This is a genomic window from Vibrio azureus, from assembly GCF_002849855.1.
Taxonomy (GTDB): Bacteria; Pseudomonadota; Gammaproteobacteria; order Enterobacterales; family Vibrionaceae; genus Vibrio; species Vibrio azureus.
Genome location: NZ_CP018617.1, coordinates 365,970 through 384,952, shown reverse-complemented (window position 1 = coordinate 384,952; position 18,983 = coordinate 365,970). Strand labels below are relative to the sequence as shown.

At 41.7% G+C, this 18,983-nt stretch carries 13 protein-coding genes; 7 read left to right on the top strand and 6 right to left on the bottom strand.

The window, feature by feature from the left end:
- Positions 1-15: 15 nt before the first annotated feature.
- Together BS333_RS15475 and BS333_RS15470 are read right to left on the bottom strand one after the other, a co-directional pair.
- Positions 16-816, bottom strand: coding sequence for a MerR family transcriptional regulator (locus BS333_RS15475; RefSeq protein WP_021708509.1), 801 nt, complete (start codon positions 814-816; stop codon positions 16-18).
- On the bottom strand, positions 806-1,756 hold the full coding sequence (locus BS333_RS15470; protein ID WP_021708508.1) for a YbgA family protein: 951 nt from the start codon (positions 1,754-1,756) through the stop codon (positions 806-808). The genes BS333_RS15475 and BS333_RS15470 overlap by 11 nt, the downstream gene beginning before the upstream one ends.
- Positions 1,757-2,316: 560 nt before the next feature.
- Between BS333_RS15470 and deoD the strand changes: the two genes are divergently transcribed.
- The 5 genes from deoD (at position 2,317) to BS333_RS15445 (ending at position 8,757) form a co-directional block, all read left to right on the top strand.
- The gene (gene deoD / locus BS333_RS15465) at positions 2,317-3,027 is read left to right on the top strand and encodes a purine-nucleoside phosphorylase (protein WP_021708507.1); all 711 of its coding nucleotides are present in this window, start codon (positions 2,317-2,319) and stop codon (positions 3,025-3,027) included.
- A 159-nt stretch (positions 3,028-3,186) separates the two neighbouring features.
- The gene (locus BS333_RS15460; RefSeq protein WP_021708506.1) at positions 3,187-4,680 is read left to right on the top strand and encodes a hypothetical protein; all 1,494 of its coding nucleotides are present in this window, start codon (positions 3,187-3,189) and stop codon (positions 4,678-4,680) included.
- 80 nt (positions 4,681-4,760) lie between these two features.
- Positions 4,761-6,245 (top strand): hypothetical protein, encoded by a 1,485-nt coding sequence (locus BS333_RS15455; RefSeq protein ID WP_033003346.1) that lies wholly within the window; start codon positions 4,761-4,763, stop codon positions 6,243-6,245.
- Complete coding sequence (locus BS333_RS15450; protein ID WP_021708504.1) at positions 6,229-7,812, top strand: GGDEF domain-containing protein; 1,584 nt, start codon at positions 6,229-6,231, stop codon at positions 7,810-7,812. The genes BS333_RS15455 and BS333_RS15450 overlap by 17 nt, the downstream gene beginning before the upstream one ends.
- Positions 7,813-8,004: 192 nt before the next feature.
- Positions 8,005-8,757 (top strand): metalloregulator ArsR/SmtB family transcription factor, encoded by a 753-nt coding sequence (locus tag BS333_RS15445; protein ID WP_021708503.1) that lies wholly within the window; start codon positions 8,005-8,007, stop codon positions 8,755-8,757.
- A 127-nt stretch (positions 8,758-8,884) separates the two neighbouring features.
- Here the strand turns inward: BS333_RS15445 and BS333_RS15440 are convergent, their stop codons facing one another.
- From BS333_RS15440 to BS333_RS15430, 3 genes are all read right to left on the bottom strand, one after another.
- The gene (locus tag BS333_RS15440) at positions 8,885-9,898 is read right to left on the bottom strand and encodes a phosphotransferase (protein WP_021708502.1); all 1,014 of its coding nucleotides are present in this window, start codon (positions 9,896-9,898) and stop codon (positions 8,885-8,887) included.
- A gap of 194 nt (positions 9,899-10,092) precedes the next feature.
- Complete coding sequence (locus tag BS333_RS15435) at positions 10,093-11,082, bottom strand: porin (protein ID WP_033003337.1); 990 nt, start codon at positions 11,080-11,082, stop codon at positions 10,093-10,095.
- A gap of 499 nt (positions 11,083-11,581) precedes the next feature.
- Positions 11,582-13,942, bottom strand: a complete 2,361-nt coding sequence (locus BS333_RS15430; protein ID WP_021708500.1) for a Lon protease family protein — start codon at positions 13,940-13,942, stop codon at positions 11,582-11,584.
- Positions 13,943-14,365: 423 nt separating this feature from the next.
- On the opposite strand from BS333_RS15430, the gene BS333_RS15425 reads away from it, so the two are divergent.
- Both BS333_RS15425 and BS333_RS15420 read left to right on the top strand, forming a co-directional pair.
- The gene (locus BS333_RS15425) at positions 14,366-16,090 is read left to right on the top strand and encodes a S8 family peptidase (RefSeq protein ID WP_021708499.1); all 1,725 of its coding nucleotides are present in this window, start codon (positions 14,366-14,368) and stop codon (positions 16,088-16,090) included.
- Positions 16,091-16,364: 274 nt separating this feature from the next.
- Positions 16,365-17,465, top strand: a complete 1,101-nt coding sequence (locus BS333_RS15420) for a mechanosensitive ion channel family protein (RefSeq protein WP_021708498.1) — start codon at positions 16,365-16,367, stop codon at positions 17,463-17,465.
- 180 nt (positions 17,466-17,645) lie between these two features.
- Here BS333_RS15420 and BS333_RS15415 read toward each other — a convergent pair whose 3' ends face one another.
- Positions 17,646-18,974 (bottom strand): serine hydrolase domain-containing protein, encoded by a 1,329-nt coding sequence (locus tag BS333_RS15415; protein ID WP_021708497.1) that lies wholly within the window; start codon positions 18,972-18,974, stop codon positions 17,646-17,648.
- Positions 18,975-18,983 lie beyond the last annotated feature (9 nt).

Here is an 18,983-nt window from a genome sequence, read left to right as displayed (position 1 = left end):
CCAAAAAACCGATCACTACAAATAATTCACCTTTTCAATTACTTGAGACACATTGACCTGCTGTGGATATTGGCTTCGCAATGTCTTTATCGATTCCACTTGCTTTTGCGGAAGTGCTTGATTAGAGAAAAAGAAAATGTTTCTGTATTGCTCTAGAGCCCGCTGTCCCACAAGGCCTGAAACATCATCGACGTGCTCAATTAAGGTCACATGATAACCTTGCTCACACAAGATCGCAGCTTGCAACCAACTCTCTATGGGACGTGTCTTTTCAAAGCTGACTAACAGGCATTTCCCTAGAGATGCCGCTTTGTTCTCCGCATCAATGATCAATAATAACCGGGTCATCAAACAAGATTGAAGTAAACCGATTTGTAATGAACGTAATGATGACTTAACTCGCTCCAGCGCCTCAAACGTTGGATTAATCAACTTATCAATCACAATACCTAGTGGATATTCTTTCATCACTTGTGCGAGTGTCGATTCAACTTTACCTCGGTTCAATTCAGACAACGCGTCCAATATCTTCCCAGTTTCTTCTAGTTGATATGAATCGAAAGTTTCGTCAGAACGTGGGACGCTTCCAAGCAATTCCTTTACTTTACCAATGGCAACCCCTTTCAAAAGCCAACTTTGGATTTCGCTAATAGTGTCAATGTCTTCCTGACGATAGAGACGATGACCCTTTTCTGTTCTTTGCGGTTGAACTAAATTATAACGCCTTTGCCAAGCTCTCAGAGTGACGGGCTTGACTCCCGTCATTTCTGATACATCTCGAATTGCATACAACTTTTTTTCTTGGCTACAAACCATAACGAAGTCTCATCTCCTGTGGGTAAGGTTCTAAATATTTCTGTTTTTGCAGATATGCGTCTGGATAGGCATTCAAATAGTGCTTAATCAGCGTGAGAGGCGCGAGCAGTGGTAAAAGACCAGTACGATACTCGCTGATCACATTCGCCAACTCCGCTTTCTCTTCAGCGGTAAGAGAACGTTTAAAATAACCTTGTAAATGCATTAAAACATTCGTGTTGTTCTTTCTGCTAGCACGGTTTTTAAGTGCAGACATCAGTCCGAGTCGATATTGATGGTAAAATGTATCTAGATCGTACGCTGCAACGTTAGCGACCAAGCGACCTAAAGCCCGATAGGATTCAGGGTGGTGTGCCATTAAGGTTAATTTATAGCGTGAGTGAAAATCAATGATTTTACCGCGTGAGGGCTCTCCACCCATTGATTGATAGAAGTCGTTAAGGCAGTAAATACGGGTAATAAAGTTTTCTTTGAGCACGGGATCATTCAAACGACCATCTTCTTCGATAGGAAGCCATGGCATTTTCTCCATTAATACTTTTGTATAAAGCCCTACGCCTTCTTTTGCTGCACTATTTTTACTGTACACCTTCACTCGCTCCATTCCACAAGTCGGTGATTTGGCGCAAACAATGTATCCGCATAACTGTTCATTCTGAAGTTCCGAGGTTTTGCTTTCAGAATAGGCAATCATATCATCTGTGTGATCCTTGCTTGGATCTTTGGTCTCAACTAAAGACAGTCGCTCTTCGTTGGTCACTAAACGAATTGTTGGCCGCGGAACGGGCATGCCAACGCCGACTTCGGGGCAGACCGAGACGAAATCGAAATAGTCCATGAGTTCTTTGGTGACAAAATTACTGATTTTATGCCCTGAATCGAAACGAACACGCTCGCCCAAAACACAAGCACTGATACCGACTTTGATTGTTGATTCCATAATCCAGACCCTATACATTTTTTTTTGTTGTATAACTTATAGCAAGCAATCTCAGTTTGTACAAGATATATTTTTGTATAACTTTTTTGAGGATAAAGAAGAGTGGAAAGTTTCAACACCTATTATTCGTAATTAGATAGAAAAAAGATCAATCGACACTCCATTCCAAGCAAGTGGCTCTCCGAGCGAAATACATCAAGTTAGCTGAAATCATTCCGAGATAAAGCCGACTTTATACCCAAGTAACCTCAAGATACTGTGTCCAGCGTCGTGACCTTTAGGATCGTATCAATTGGGTATATTTAGAATAAATAAATTCAACATTTTTGGTTAACATTAGTGACAATAAGTTAAATACCGCAGATTTTTGTGAGTTAAATCTCATGAACCTTCTCAATAACCCACTAATATCGACTTACTATGAGTAAAGAAACTCAACAATTTTCGTTAACATTGATGCTTTTACTGTAAAAAACGAATCAATATAAGCTCTTGTTTATACTGCACGTGTCAATGTAAAAACGTAAAACTGCTGAATTAGCTAACTTTGGAGAGCACTTATGCCAACCCCACACATCAATGCAAAACCGGATGATTTCGCTGAAACCGTTCTTATGCCAGGCGATCCTTTGCGTGCAAAGTTCATCGCTGAAAACTTTCTAGATGATGCAAAACTGATATGCGATGTGCGCAATATGTTTGGCTATACCGGAGTCTACAAAGGTAAAAAAGTGTCTGTTATGGGACACGGCATGGGCATTCCATCAAGCAGCATTTACGCACATGAGTTAATCAGTAACTACGGTGTAAAAAATATTATTCGTATCGGAAGCTGTGGTGCGGTTCGTGATGACGTGAAGCTTATGGATATCGTAATCGCGATGGGGGCTTCTACTGATTCGAAAGTCAATCGTATTCGCCTCAATAACCATGATTTTGCTGCTATCGCTGATTTTGGCTTGCTTGAAGAAGCCGTTAACCAGGCACGCTCTCATAAGGTCCCTGTTAAAGTTGGCAACGTTTTCTCCACGGATTTATTTTACACTCCTGAAGAGGCTATCTTTGCTAAAATGAGCAAGCTTGGCATTTTAGGTGTTGATATGGAAGCTGCGGGCATTTACGGCGTTGCGGCAGACTTAGGTGCCAAAGCCTTAACGATCTTAACAGTTTCTGACCACATTACACGCGGTGAACAGTTGAGTTCTGATGAACGCCAGAAATCATTTAATGAAATGATGAACATCGCTCTGGAAACAGCGATTAATATCTAAGCTCTTCCTTAGCCTTCATCAAACACCTTCATCAACAGATGTTAAGCGTTTCTGATGGCACCTGATGCACAGCCCATCAAAGCGGGTTGTGCATACCTTGGCATCTATAGATTGCTTGAGGTTACTTGGGTATAGCGAAGAAAGCCATGGAGGGCAGTCGTGTCAAATAATCATCTTCCACCAGCCGAGAATGGTTTACAACTCAACTTTTGTAAAACCTTGTCTTGTGAAAACTTTGGGGTCAGTGAACCTAGCCGCTATATTCTGCAACACACAAACCCTAAACGACCTCTCATGGTATGTCGTGGTTGTGGTGCTTTTCCACCTTTGCTCAATAACCAAGACGTTTTTCAGGAGTATCAGAGACTTAAAGCGGAATATCATAATGAGCTGCCTGGCTGCAACAATAGCCACTGTGCCAATTTTGGCCTTTCCTGCCTCAGTCATAAACATCTTTATCATGCTTTTGGCTACAGCGGTGACAGGCAACGTTATCGCTGCAAAAACTGCCAGAGTACTTTTGTTGATAAATGGTCAGGAGATAATTCAAATCTACGATTTCATGAGAGCCTGATTGGACTGATCTTTAAGGGCTATTCAGTTCGTGAAATCTGTCGTACCCTGAAGATTAACCCAAAAACGTTTTATGATAATCTCAACCACATCGCTAGCCGCTGTCGTAGAAAACTCGCCGTCACTGATGCTCGTTGGGCTAAACATGCACAAAATTACGAACTGGCTTCACACTTCGTGCCGCTTCAACCCAAAAGTAATAACGGTGTGTATTGGATTGCGTCAGGAGACGCACAATCTGGTTACGTTCTTTGTCAACATACCAATTATTCATCGACAGAAAAAGCCACGGGCAGTTCTGTACACAATCCTTATGATGACACCTCCCGTTTTGTCTCTCAGGAATATCAACCTGAAAACAATGAGCGCGTTTACTCACTCTCTCATTCTTTACAGCAACAAATTGATAGGCAATATCAAACGATCTTAGCGCGTTATAATGTCGAAGACCCATTAGGTGATCTTTCTACTTTTTCTTATCCTGCTAAAGGTGCTCTAATTCGACCTCCCTACACGGCATATGCTCATTATCTTCACCTGATGGATCTGTGTGATGCTGAACGTCCTTTAACGATTTATCTCCCCCAAGATCCTTTGTTACGTTCTTCAGCAATGAGCATTTTTTTACCACGTATTCAAACTGGTCGTATTAATTTGATGTACGTTGAAGAAGGAGCTTCTTGGCGCATGAACAAACTATCTGAAAAATTGGATACTGTTTTTATGAGTTGGTGGCGGGATCGCTGGATGATTTCAACTCAGAAAAATGCAAAAGAACACCATACAATCCATCATCAAAAAGGTATTTGTCATCTTGCTGGTGAAGAAAACAATCCTGTAAATTGGTTTAAGCATGCCACTTTAAGGCAAGTCCAAGGTTACCAATATCGTTTTCAGGCGCTTTTTGAATGCTTTATTAACGAGCCACGTCGCAAATTACGACCTGCAAGTATTTTGCCTCTTTTAGATATATTCAGAGCTTGGCATAATTTGTGTGAGCAAGATATAAACGAGTTAACAGCGGCACAGCGGTTAGGCGTGTCTAAAGAACCGTTGACCATAAAACAGCTTCTGGCCTAAATATAGGCAACACCTATTTGTTCAACATAAATCGCTCATTTTAGGTGTCAAGTCAAGTTCGGTAACCATGGATGTGGACGTTGGATAATAGCCAAATTCAGCTCAAAAATGAGCTTAGTGTCCTAGAGGGCAAAATAAAGTCAGACCCACAATATGCGTTTCGAAAAGCCAAAGAGTATCGCGATCGTGCGAAGCTGAGGCTTTTTGTTGAAGCGGAAATATCAGCGCTTTTGATCATGTCCCATGCATCTTGGTGTGAAATGAATTATCGCCAAGGATTGAAACTTGCTGAAGAAGCGCTCCAACTGCAAAACCAGCAAGATACTGACGAAATGCTCCCACAGATCCTGCATTTATTTGCGTTACATCATTGGGGTAAAGCAAAATATTACACCGCCCAACAATATTGGATCAATGCATTAGAAAAATCCGCTTTATCGGACAATAACGAGATCCAAATTGAATCTCTTATCGGCCTTGGTAACGTATGGCGCATCACCGACGAGTATGAGTTGGCCGCTTCGACTCATGAGCTTGCTGTAAAAGTAGCAAATAATTGCAGAATGCCATGGCTGGAGGGAAAAGCACAGATTTTATTAGCTTGGGACTATTACTTACTCGAAAACTTCCTCGAAATGCTTACCGTTTTAGACGGCGCAGAAGAATCGCTAATGAATCATCAAGATTGCACATGGCAGGCTGAAATATTAGACTTCAAGGGCCTTGCCTTATTAGGCCTAAAACGTCTAGATGCCGCTGAGCAAGCGACAAAACAAGCATATAAACTGGCAATGGAGCACGACTTGGTTTGGATGAAAGCACATTCGTTCATCACAAGGGCAAGATTAGAACTACTCCGAAAGAATACAGCGAGTGCCGCAAAACTGCTAAAAATGGCCGAGCAATCTGCTGCTGCCTTCGATAACGGTGAGCTTTTAAGTCAAATTTGTTTCCAACAATCGCTTGTTGCTGAAGAACAAGGAAAGTACAAGCTTGCCTACAAAGCTTTTCAGAAGCACCGTCAACATGCCATTAAACAACTCAAAGAACAAACCCATCGGGTAAACCTTGATAAAACTCGAGCTTCAAAGCGTCAACTAGAACAACGAGCAAGAAAATTAATCAATCACATCCGCTCGCAATATGAATACAACCCTAAAAAGCAGTTTTCCAACGTCGTCTCTGAAACCTATTGGTGGGAACAGCTCGTTTTATTTAAAAGTAAACTTAACGGTGCAAATTACTCGGTTATTATGATTCACCATGAAAACCCTGCTTTCTTGGATTTATCAACAGAATTAATCCACTCCCTTACTACCTCGAGTGACTTAATCACGCGATTGAGTACCAAAAGGTTAGCGATATTAATTGCTGAAAAAGATTTGGCTGCCGAAGCTCTGTGCCAAACTATTGGTGGTATGCTGAAACTTTACCCTTGGGGTAGGCATGGTTTACAAGGTCCCACCCCAACTCTCTATCTGCAAGATATTTTAACTTTCCCTCTCACATTAGAACAATTAGAACAAAGCCATATTGAGGTGATGAAAAATGGAAAAACTGCTTAAGAAAGTCACCGGAGAAGGGTTAGATCCTGCATCAGTCACTGGAGAAGAAGCCATTATTCTGTGGCAACAGATTCAACTTAATATTGCCTCGACAGATAAAGAAAAAGCACATTGCTATTTCATTAGTGCAGAATACCGAAGTAAGCTCAAGCAACTTAAAGAAAGCATCACAGAACTCAGGCTTGCTCTTGAGTTACTCAAACTGCCCGAAGATGTAGATGATGTGCTCTCAATCAAGGCCAGTCTCAGTGAACGCTTAGTTGATTTAGGCCATTATAACCTCGCCCTAGCAGAGTACACTTCATCAATCAGTTTAGCCGTAGAGCATGGGTGCATTGAATCCTATGTACTGGCTGTACTGGGCATGGGTAATCTGTGCGATGCTTACGGTGACCATCAGCGTGCATTACGCTATTACCATCGAATCGATGCCATCGCTCACGCCATTAGCCATCGACCACTAAAGCTAAAATATCACTTATTTATTCTTGCATGCCATATTAATTTAAAACAGTTTACTCAAGCTTCATTCGTCCTCAATCAGTGTGAAGAGCTCAGTACCCTAGTAAGCGATAAAAATCTCACTGGCCAGGTTCTTCTCTACCGCGCCAAACTTTATCGTCTCCAAAAAGATTACCAACAAGCATTATTGACACTATCAAGAATACAATACGACGTTGGAAACCATCATACCCATTGGCTCTCCACTATGGTCAAACTGGAGATATCGTATAGTTTAAACAAAGTAGGCCATACGTCATTGTCAAACATGCTGTTAGCATCGATTGAAAAACGCATTAACGAAGTCGACGCACCACTTGTGGCACACTGTTTCTATAATGCGAGAAGTAAAATATTTGCAACACAAAAAGATTTTCAACAAGCGCTCAATTATGAAAAGAAAGCATTTCGAATTGAATCGGAGTTGGTAAAGAATATTCCGATCAGCGATCTAGGGCCAGCACAGTTAAGACGTCTTACTCGATTTGAATTACAACTCAAACTCATTTTATCTGAAATAGAAAATAAAGAATTAAAAGAAACAACCCTACAACATAAAAACGCAGTTGCGCAACTTCAACAGGACGCCTTAACCGATCCACTGACATCACTTCATAATCGTCGTTGGTTAGAACTAAAAGTTAAAAAGTTACGATTGAAGAAAAGTTCTTTTGCTTTGCTTGTCATCGACATTGATCACTTTAAGTTGATTAATGATGAACTCAGCCACCTTATTGGGGATAAGGTCATCAGACAAGTCTCGAAACAACTCACTCATTATTTTCACTTCCCTAATTGCCATTGTATCCGTTTTGGTGGTGAAGAGTTTTTAGTCATCTTAGAAAACACTAGCCTTGCACAAGCCTCTATTCATGCTGAGCACTATCGAACAAAAATACACCAATTTGATTGGCATACTATTTTGGGAGAACGTGATGTAACGGTTTCAATTGGTGTCACACTGCATCGACAAGGTGAAAATACACAGCGCACTTTTTATCGTGCCGATCAAGCGTTATATCGAGCAAAGTCGAAAGGCCGTAACCAAATTTGTTCAGAATCTTGATGATATTTCCCCTGAAAAATCGAAGGAGAATAAGTCGTTCTTTTTTGAATAAATTTTGACGAAGTTATCTCTATATATCATGATCTTATAAATACAATAAAATAGATAGAACAATCGATTAACATTCTAGGTCGCATCTCTCATTTATTTGGGTATACTGGTCTGACAAATTGATTCAGAGCGGTCTAATATATGAAAAAAAATATATTGTTTCTTTGTACTGGTAACTCTGCTCGATCTCAACTAGCAGAAGCCCTTTTCAATCATATGTCAGGTGAACATTTTCACGCAGACAGTGCTGGCTTTCAACCAAGTGAAGTCGATCCAAGAGTTCACCATGTTCTACAAAATCATAATATCTGCAGTAAGGGCCTCAGCTCTAAGGACTTTGCTGATGTCGAAGACAATGAATATGACTTTGTGATTTCTCTTTGTGATAATGCCAAAAACGAGTGTGCCCCCTTTGAACAAGATATTCATCAGTTACACTGGAATTTGGTAGATCCTAAGCCACTTGAAGGAACCGAGCCATTCCAAGAAACGGCAAATGAATTGATCAATCTGATAAACCTGTTCTTGCTGATCAATAATGAAGATCATGATATCCACTTAGACCCAAGTGCATTTTTTAAACTGATGAGCGATCCGCTGCGTTTGAAAATATTGATGTTGCTTGAGGACGAGCAAGAATTAACCGTCACAGACCTTAAAATGGCCCTTGGAGAAAGTCAGCCTAAAGTTTCACGCCACCTCGCACTTCTTAGGGATACAACTTTCCTAAAGGACACACGACAAGGTTTATGGATCCATTATCGACTATCACCATCACTTCCGACTTGGATCAGACACATGCTGCAGATTGTTCGTTTGGGTAACCCAGGGATCATTAATCTCGAAAAAAATCGCTTGAAATCCAGTAGACGGGCATTTTTACAAAGCGATTAATTCTGCAATAAACAGCAATAACAGGGATGTTTATACCTGTATACCCAAGTAACCTATTAGATGTTCTGTCTACCTTTGCTCTGTCTACCTTGAGGTTACTTCGGTTTATACTTTCGAAGCTTTGTGATTAAGAAGAGAAATCAGGATCAAGGAAGTGAATGGCTCTGCAAGCAATTTGTTCTGTATAATTGTTAATTTTCCAGTGGTTGGGGCTCCAGCCTTTAATAAACCGATGAAAATCGGCCCACGCCACTACAAATAATGGTCGCCATTCTAATTCAATTTCACGGCTGTCAAGGTGAGGCTGATAATACGCAATCGCATCGGCTAAAATAGCAAAATAATGATCCAGCAGCCATGATTCCATCTCTGCCCATTTCTCAGGTGCAATTGCACTACTCATAAATAAAGCGAGATCTTTCATTGCACAGCCATGCCCCACATATTGAAAGTCAACCGCGGCCACTTTTGTATCGTCCTGATTAAAGCAAAAATTGGCTAATTTTGCGTCGCCGTGAACGAGAGTACTAAAACGCACTTGTGCCAATGATTTATCAATCCGTTTTGCATACGCTTTTAGCTTGTGATCTTGGAGTGCATCCAGCTCATCCGGTCGGGTTGCCAAATGCCAATAAGTCCCTGTTGGCCAAAGCGTTGGGTCATACTCCCCAATATAGCGTGCATGAAAATGAGCCAGCCAAGCTAAGCATAATTGTATCTGCTTGGTATTCGCTATCGTCAGTGTAACGGGATAACCGGACTTTGCTAGGTCTTCCATAACGATCAGCCAAGAATGGTCTGTCTGCAAGCATTTAAGACCTTTTGGACTGCGGCATCGTTGATCGATATGAGTATTGGTCCGCTGATACCAGGCTGTCTCAACTTGATAAGAACGTAGCTTACGTTGATGACTTCGATCACTATTCCATCCTCTAGGGTGCTGTTGTGATTTTGGCAATTGGACGTGTTTTATGATTACCGTTCCTTGGGTAAAATGAATCCGAACCAGTTGTCCATAACCACTCCACAAAGGCTGGATAATCTCGCATTTTTTAAAGCTCCCTAAATTGAGTTCTTCGCCAATGGAAGCATAGAGAGAGGTTGGGTAATCTCGATAGTGTGGGTGGATTAAATGGGTCATACTCACTGGCCGAATAACATGTCCGTATGATTATGCGTCTATGTCCAAGTCATCTCAAGATTTTTAGGCATATATTCACTTATTCACTTATTCACTTATTCACTAGCATCACGATAATGCAAAAAACCCCTTACCGCAGTGGCAAGGGGTTTGACTTAACTAAGACAAAGGGGGGATATTTTTGTCGTTAAGGCTTAGAAGTCGTAACGTAGACCTAGTGCTAGCTCGTCTTGGTCATCAGAACCTTCTTCGTCTAGTAGGTCGAAGTTGTAAGACGCGTAGCCACGGAAGTTAGGCTTGAAGTAGTAAGTTACGTCGATTGCTAGGGCATCAACAACTTCATCGTTTTCTAGGTCACCATTGTTGTACGTTGCAGAGAACACAGTCTTGTTCATTGTGTAAGCAGCTGCAAGTTCAAATGCTTCGTAGTCAGCTTCAACGAAATCACCACCAGTGTAGTTAGCACCCATGTAGAAGTTACCGATCGTGTAACCTGCTGCTAGCATGAACTCATCTAGGCTTTCTTCGTCTGCGTAACCAGCACCGATTTCAAAACCAGTGTCAGCAAATGCGTAAGTTGCAGATAGCGAGTAACCATCTTGGTCTTGACCTTCTTGACCTTCAAAGCGGTAGCTTGCTTTAAGACCTAGGTTATCGAATTGACCTTTGTACGAGATCATGTCATCAGCGCGGTCAGCAACAGTTAGTTTTACAGCTGCATTGTTGCCATGGTAAGACATGATGTCAGTGAAGTCAGTGATTACACCTAGTGCACCGTCGTTCTTACCGTAAGTGATTTCGCCAAATTTACCGCCCATACCAGCGTATAGGTAACGAGTTTCTAGGTAAGTGCTGTCACTTTCAGAAGCAGTCGCGCCTACTAAAACGTTACCGTGTGTATCACGAACAGCAGCAACACCTTCTGAAGTTGCTTTCTTAGATTTGAACTCACCTTCCCAGTAACCAACACCGTATAGGCCGTTGCTGTTGATTTCTTGCTTACCTAAGAAGTTGATACGAGCACGAGACTTATCAGCACCTTCACCGTCCATAATAGATAGACGCGCTTCAGCACGGCCGCCCATTTCTAGAGTGCCGCCATTTTGGCTGTATAGTTCTGTTGCGAATGCTTGTGAGCCAGCTGCTGTTAGAGCCACTGCTACTGCTAGAGTTTTTAATTTCATTTTGTTTTCCATACCATTGTTTTATCGACAGTCTCCCATTTCTAGCACAATGATATCGTGCTCGATTAAGAAGACGGGAAGAATGGTAACAACTTTAGAAAATGACGCAACAGGTTGAATAGACTAGCTTTATTTTCGAAATGACTATAAAAATAGGCAAAATGACTAACCAGAGGCGGGGAAATTGTCAGTCAGATGGTTCATAATCGCGTATGACTACAAATTTTTTACACTTCCTAATGTGAATTAACACAAAAAAATGTGCATAGGATCACAAAAAAATAGGGAACTTACTTCATATGGAACAGAGTTCTTAATAAGTGAGAGTAAAAATGCACCTAAAATAACTGTCACACTGTGTATGACAAGCAAACATCATTAGAGTTCATATAAAGCTAAAAAAATCTCTAGAAAGCTCAAAGCTTGCTAGAGATTAATTTGATAAGTGTTTTACAACCGCGATATAAATGCTTGATCGAATAAGTTTCAGGTAACGTGACTATTTTCTTAAAGCATTCAGTTTTGCTTGCGCTAAACCAAATATGGTATCAATTGGGTAGGAGCCCTCATCGGTTGCCATCCCTGCGGCTTTACCCGTAAAGAGTTCAACCGCTTCCGTCACATGATCAATGGCCCAAATATGAAAATCGCCCTTTTCAACCGCTTTAACAATATCCGGACGCAGCATTAAATTGTGGGCGTTGGAGCGAGGAATGATCACTCCCTGCGTTTCATGACGACCTTTTATCATACATACGTCATAAAACCCTTCTATTTTCTCGTTCACCCCACCAATAGGTTGAGCTTCTCCAAATTGATTCATTGAGCCTGTAATAGCGATATCTTGTCGGTTAGGCTGTCTTGAAAAAGCAGACACCACGGCACAAAATTCTGCCATACTCGCACTGTCTCCATCGACGCCACCGTAGGACTGTTCAAAGGTAATGGTTGTGGTTAATGGCACTCTCGCGGTCTTACCAAATACCGACGACAAGTAAGCCGACAAAATCATCACTCCCTTTGAGTGAATACTGCCACCAAGATCAACACTTCTTTCAATATCAATGACCTCGCCATCACCGTAGCAAGTAGTCGCGGTAATTCGATTGGGCGCACCAAACATATGATCACTGGTGCTCAATACAGAAAGGGCATTAACCTGCCCTACCGCTGAGCCTTCTGTCCGCAGCAAGGTAGTGCCGTTAACAAACGTTTCCATCACACTGTCTTGCAGCCGACTCACTCTCATCGCTTGATTACCTAAAGCTTCCTCAACATGACCAATACGAATCATATTTGAATTGGCCTGGCGAGCAACATAGTTGGATTCACGCAGCAAATTGGCGATGTTGGCAGAATGCAATGACAGCTTGGTTTGATCACCTGACAAACGAGAGCTGTATTCGATAATACGAGCAATGGCTTTTTTATCACAATGCAGCATGTTGTTGTCATTGACGACGCTAGAGATAAAGCGAGCATACTGTAACTCAGAGTCTGGTGTCCGTTTCATTTCGTCTTCAAAGTCAGCAGTGACACGGAACAATTCAGCAAATTCTGGATCGTAATGCTGTAAAAGCTGATAAGTACGATAGTCACCAAACAAAATGATTTTGATGTCTAAGGGAATAGGTTCTGGATCAAGAGATACAGCGCCGGTTAACGTCACCTCTTTTTCTAAGGAGGTAAAACTGAGTTGTCTTGAACGCAGCGCCCGTTTCAATCCGTCCCAGACATAAGGCTGCTCAAGAACCTTCTGTGCATCCATTAGCAACACACCACCGTTGGCTTTATGTAAGCTTCCGGCGCGAATCAGTGAAAAATCGGTAAACACTGTTCCTTTGAATGTCGCCGTTTCAATAGAACCAAACAAAGAGTGATAGTTCGGGTTTTCTTCAACGACAATTGGAAAGTCACTGTTTTTTCTACCGACTAAAACATTGACCTTATAACGCCTTGGTAGCTTTTTATCCAAAGAGGCCGTGGCCATTTCGCCCTGCTCACCACTCTGTTCTAAAAAGATATCTGCGTTTTCAACAATGTCTTTTTGTAATTCGGTTAAGTAAGCTTTTATTTCTGAATAGCCGGCATAGTCCAGTTTAAGTTGCTTTATAAAGTGCGTGATGACGTCTAATGTCACATCATCATTGAGCTTTTTAATTTTGTCACTGAACGACTCTTCCCATTCCGTCAGCTCACGAATCATTCCTCTTAAGCTTACCTCAAGCTCATCGATACTGCTCGAAAAGTACTCTTGTTCTTTCTTACTCAAAGCATCAAACGATTCTTCGGTATGGAGCTCTTCACCATCCATTGCAACAAATTGATAATCGCCTTGTGCAGTGATGGTCAAGCTGATGCCTTTTTCTTTGGCTTCCTTACTTATGCTGTCTAGCTCAAGTTGCTGCTTATTCGCCAACTGATTTTTCAATCTATCTGCACGGCTATAGTACATTTCATTATCGAAAGCGAGTGGAATGGCATTGAGTAACTTCGCCATCAGTTTTTCGATATCACTTTTTAAGCGGCTCCCGACTCCGCATGGTAACTTTAATACCTTTGGGGTCCGCGTATCCTCAAAATTCGCGACATAGCACCAATCAAATAACGCCGTTTCATCATGCTGATGTCGGTTTAAATAGCGTAGGATCATCGTACGCTTTCCTAAGCCATTCTGACCAATTGCGTAAATGTTGTACCCTTTTTCCTTGATTGACATGGCAAATTCAACCGCTTTTTGAGCACGTTCTTGCCCCACTATTTCATCAATCGGAGGGAGTTCCTTGGTTGACTTACATGGCATATTTTCTAGCTCAGCAACAGAATATAGCTGTTTAGGTTCTAACCTTTGTCCTGCCATATGCGTCTCCTTGTTTTTATTGTCATATTTTAAGTGTAGAGACTATTTACTTAAATTTAAGTGATTTACCTTCAACACTGGTGTGTTTGAACACTTTACAAGCAACCATATGGTTATATTTGAGTAATGGCATACACTATCGCCCTCTATTTAACTCTCTTTATACCTTTTAGTTATATTTAGCACGTGAAAAATAATTGAGACCAAACGCTAAAGTTAGAATTAACAATAGAAATGCACAGTTTTAATAAAATTATCTGCTGTTTTTTTTATAAAGTTGAGCAGTTCAAAGTTTATTAGGTTGCTCATTGTGACAGCGAGATCAATTTAACATTTTATTAACATTTGACTCGCAAAGTTGCTTTTAATATTTAGGATTTTCTCAACGTTAACTGAAACATCAACGAAAAGGTGGTTAAAACCATGAAGAAAACGCTGAGACTCTCTGTTATAAATATCGCTATGTTGGCTTCGTCTCATGCACTTGCTGCGTACACAACCGGACATACTGATTCACCTTATGGCGCAAATTCACCTTATATAACCAACGTCAAAGGCACCATTGTTGAAGATTACTCTATCAAAGCAACGCCTAAGCCGGTGTATTCCTTTTTACGTTTTTTAACACCGCCGCTAGAGAGTCAGCAAGATTGGTTTAACCTTTCACCGATAACATCTAATGTACAAGGTGTCGGTGCCAATTTTGTTTATGACGCCTTATTGCCTCCTAGAATCCCAAAAACGATTGTTGTGGCAGTCTTAGATTCTGGCGTTGATATCGAGCATGAGGATCTTAAAAATAAACTGTGGACCAACACAAAAGAAATTCCTGATAATGGTCTCGATGATGACAACAATGGTTACATTGATGACGTACATGGCTGGAATTTCCTTGGCAATCAGCATGGACAGAATGTTAACCAAGACACACTGGAAGTGACTCGCGAATACAAAAAGTACCTTGATATTTTAGCGGAACAACAATGGCTAGATGATGAACAACAAGCGTATTACAAAAAAATCGAACAAAACTACCTTGAGGCCGTGGAAAGTAATCGCTCTGCATTAGAACGCGTTGAACAAGCAACAGGCCTTGCTCGCTCGCTTCAACAACAAATCCTAAATGTGATTTTACACGATGACTTTAGTGTTGATGGTTTAACGCCACTCTTGCAGCATGATTCTCCACAAGTTGCTAAAGCAGCGAAGGATTTAATCGAGCTTTTTGACACTTGGTATTCCTTTAAATATTTGGACTCTCGTTATAATCGTTATTTAGAAGCACTGCAGTATCATTACAACGTCAACTTCGATACCCGTCAAATGATAGTGCAAGATGATATTAGCAATCCTTGGGAGAAAGGCTATGGAAATAACCTGGTTAAAGGCCCATCAGGCAGACACGGTACTCACGTAGCCGGGATCATTGCGGCTGAACGTGGTAATGGGATAGGTATTGATGGTATTGCTGAGAACGTAGAAATCATGTCTGTACGAGTGGTTCCTAACGGTGATGAACGTGACAAGGACATTGCCAACGCGGTTCGATATGCCGTTGATAACGGCGCGAATATTATCAATATGAGTTTTGGTAAAAGTTATTCTCCACGCAAGTTTGTCGTCGATCATGCTTTCCGCTATGCGGCCAAAAAAGGTGTGCTCATCGTTCACTCTGCTGGCAACAGCAAAAGTGATAATGACTTAAAACCAAGTTTCCCAAATCGTTTTGCTCAACATGCTTGGTCACAACCAATTGAAACTTGGATGGATGTTGGTGCTTCAGCGAAATATGCTGACGAAAAACTGGTCGCACGCTTCAGTAATTTTGGCCAAACCAGTGTTGATATTTTCGCTCCGGGTTACCGTATCCTATCGACAACTCCCGATAACACTTATGAATCACTCAGCGGCACCAGCATGGCCGCGCCCGTGGTCTCGGGTGTCGCTGCACTCGTCTGGTCTCATCACCCTGATCTCACAGCAACAGAGCTGAAATCGGTATTAATGGATCAAGCTCGACCTTATGCTGACTTATTAGTGAAAAAGCCATCTTCACCAGAGCAGTTAGTCCCATTTGAAACCTTATCCATTTCTGGTGGTATTGTTGATGCTGAAGCGATCTTTTCAAGTTTGTCTGAGCAACCCTAGAGGTCGATAGCTCTTAGATGTCAGTAGCATAAAGCTAATCATTCGCTACCATCGGCAATTTGCTTATTAAGGGGGGATCAGGCAGATACCCCTTCATTCCTTTTGTTGAGTTCCATTAACAAGCAGTATGCCTTTTCTTAAAAAAATAAGATAAATCCAAGTGGCTTCAAAATACTGCGTCCAGCGAGATATTGAGGCTTTGACAATTTTACTGGGGTAATCGATGCCATTCTGTTAGTGTTGACCGATTGAATGATAAAATTACACGATAACTATGACGTCTTGGTTCTCTGAAATCCAACAATATATATTAGCTAACCATCAACAATGGAGCAGCAGTGTTTTATTCATTACTGTTGCCAGTTTTTTCTCTTGGGTAATATGGCGAATTCTCTGCTCTCGTCTTACCATTTTATTTGAGAAAACACCCTTTAAATGGGATGACATGATCCTCGCGGCAATTAAAACTCCAGTCAGCGCACTTATCTGGTGTTGGCCTGCGACCGTGTCTTTAGGAATCGTTTTGCAAAGCGAGCTCGATAGCCAAGTGAACTGGCTGAGCACTCTAAAACTGCTGCTTGTGATTTGTATGCTCGTGTGGGCTGTACTGCGTTTAGTGAGCAATGTTGAAGCGTATATTTTGGCACAAAAGAATCGTGATGAAACCACAGTTCAAGCCATCGCAAAAGTGTTTCGGCTGTTCTTTATTGTCATTGGCGTAATGACCATTATGCAAGCCTTCGGTCTGAGTTTGTCCGGGCTGCTGACCTTTGGTGGTGTGGGTGGCTTGATTGTCGGTCTCGCCGCAAAAGATCTACTCTCTAACTTTTTTGGTGGCATGATGATCTATTTTGACCGTCCATTTAAAGTCGGAGATTGGATCCGCTCACCTGATCGTCAAATCGAAGGAACTGTAGAACGCATTGGTTGGAGAATGACTTGCATTCGTACCTTTGAAAAACGCCCTATCTACGTACCCAACTCAGTTTTTAGTAATATTGTGGTTGAAAACCCTTCGCGCATGCTGAACCGAAGAATTTATGAAACCATAGGTCTACGCTATGATGATGCAGAAAAAATACCGTTGATCATCGATGCCGTACGAGAGATGCTGAAACAACATGATGATATCGACAGTAGCCAAACTTTAATTGTTAACTTCAACAAGTTTGGTGCTTCATCACTCGACTTCTTTATTTATACCTTCACTAAAACGGTGAACTGGGTTCGCTATCACGAAGTCAAACAAGACGTTTTAATGAAGGTCGTTGCGATCATCAAAGCACATGATGCCGATATTGCTTTCCCTACTCAAACAATCAAGTTAGAGCCTCAAGAAGTTAGCGCACCACTCGTACAAAGACCTACCCCTTAATCCAACAGACTATTAGGGCTTTAGCTCACCGTTGATCCCCAAGCAACCTCTGGCTGCTTGGGTCTATCACGATGACTCTATGCTCTCCATCCCATCATTATACCCAAGTAACCTCAAGGTGCTTGGGTATATATTTATATCAAAACATTCTTTAACAAAGAGGAGGGAGAAATTAAGTCATTATTTTGAACTCAAGTAATTGGCAACCGCTTGATAGGCTGGTAATGAAGTCGGATCAATGGCTGAATTCGAAGCGGTAGGGTAAGAAGAAAGCCTGACAATCACCATGTCCGCACTTGGATCAACATAGATGGTTTGTCCATGCACGCCACGGGCAGAGAAAGCACCATTTTCATTGTGCATCACCCACCACATACTGCGATAACTGCCACCTTCTAGCGTTTTATAACCCGCTTTAGCAAACGCTTTTTTATCTCCTCCAGCTCTAATATTGCTCACCACTTTTTCTGGAAACAATCGCTGGCCATTAATCACTCCACCATTCAGCATCAATAAGCCAATTCGTCCTAAATCACGCAGTCCAGCGCTCAACCCTCCTCCGGCAAAAGGAACGCCCTTCGCGTCAACCGTCATATAGGCGCTCTGCTCTGCAGCCATTTTAGACCAGATCCGATCGGATAATAAATCAGCCATACTCTTACCAGTAACTCTTGATATTATCCAACCTAAAGTATCTGAGTTGACCGTTTTATAGCCAAAGACTTCACCATGAGCGATAGTGTCTTTTTTCAATGTTTTTAGATAGTCAAAATAACCATCTGGCCCTTGGTAGCTTTTATCCTTTGGTAAGGGGCTCGCTGCCTTTGAATAAACCCAGATATCAGCATTAGGATCAGCATAGTTCTCACTGTATTTTAATGACGTTGTCATATCCATAACTTGTCTGACCGTAGCCGTTCCAAACGCACTGTTTTTAAGCTCAGGAATGATATTTGCGACAAGTTCATCCTCATTTAATGCCCCTTCAACAACTAAAATCTCAGCTAACAACCCAGTAAGAGATTTTGTCATCGACATCGCAGCATGCTGAGTGATTGGGTCGAGGCAGCCAGAGTAGTGCTCGTAGACAATCTGCCCCTGATGTAAAATCAGCATACCATCAGTATAGTTGGAAGCTAAAGATGCCCTCCATGTCATGACCTTATCACTACCAAGGGGCTTAAATTCTATCTTATCAATCGCTTTATCCAGATTTTGAGTGATACTTGCCGCCGCTCCGATACCACGGCTGACTTCTTTGGTCGGCATCAATTCACGGATATGGCATACTGTCCATCGCATCTTAGGGAAGCTAAAGAAATCAGATTCTGGTTGCATGATGAGCTTATTTTTTGGCACAGGAAAGCCCTGCATCCACCCCAATGTAATCGGATCAGACTCACTCGCACTTAACAAAGGTACCTCCGAAGAACTAGCCAAATTCATCGGGCCAAAAGTGACAGCAAGTAAACCTAGAGCGACTTTCATACTTGACGTTGAAAACGACATCAATAAACC

What these genes read in the sequence shown, in the direction of transcription:
- BS333_RS15475 (WP_021708509.1), bottom strand. Translation starts at nt 816, where the DNA reads ATGGTTTGTAGCCAAGAAAAAAAGTTGTATGCAATTCGAGATGTATCA.
- BS333_RS15470 (WP_021708508.1), bottom strand. Translation starts at nt 1,756, where the DNA reads ATGGAATCAACAATCAAAGTCGGTATCAGTGCTTGTGTTTTGGGCGAG.
- deoD (WP_021708507.1), top strand. Translation starts at nt 2,317, where the DNA reads ATGCCAACCCCACACATCAATGCAAAACCGGATGATTTCGCTGAAACC.
- BS333_RS15450 (WP_021708504.1), top strand. Translation starts at nt 6,229, where the DNA reads ATGGAAAAACTGCTTAAGAAAGTCACCGGAGAAGGGTTAGATCCTGCA.
- BS333_RS15445 (WP_021708503.1), top strand. Translation starts at nt 8,005, where the DNA reads ATGAAAAAAAATATATTGTTTCTTTGTACTGGTAACTCTGCTCGATCT.
- BS333_RS15440 (WP_021708502.1), bottom strand. Translation starts at nt 9,898, where the DNA reads ATGACCCATTTAATCCACCCACACTATCGAGATTACCCAACCTCTCTC.
- BS333_RS15435 (WP_033003337.1), bottom strand. Translation starts at nt 11,082, where the DNA reads ATGAAATTAAAAACTCTAGCAGTAGCAGTGGCTCTAACAGCAGCTGGC.
- BS333_RS15430 (WP_021708500.1), bottom strand. Translation starts at nt 13,942, where the DNA reads ATGGCAGGACAAAGGTTAGAACCTAAACAGCTATATTCTGTTGCTGAG.
- BS333_RS15425 (WP_021708499.1), top strand. Translation starts at nt 14,366, where the DNA reads ATGAAGAAAACGCTGAGACTCTCTGTTATAAATATCGCTATGTTGGCT.
- BS333_RS15420 (WP_021708498.1), top strand. Translation starts at nt 16,365, where the DNA reads ATGACGTCTTGGTTCTCTGAAATCCAACAATATATATTAGCTAACCAT.
- BS333_RS15415 (WP_021708497.1), bottom strand. Translation starts at nt 18,974, where the DNA reads ATGTCGTTTTCAACGTCAAGTATGAAAGTCGCTCTAGGTTTACTTGCT.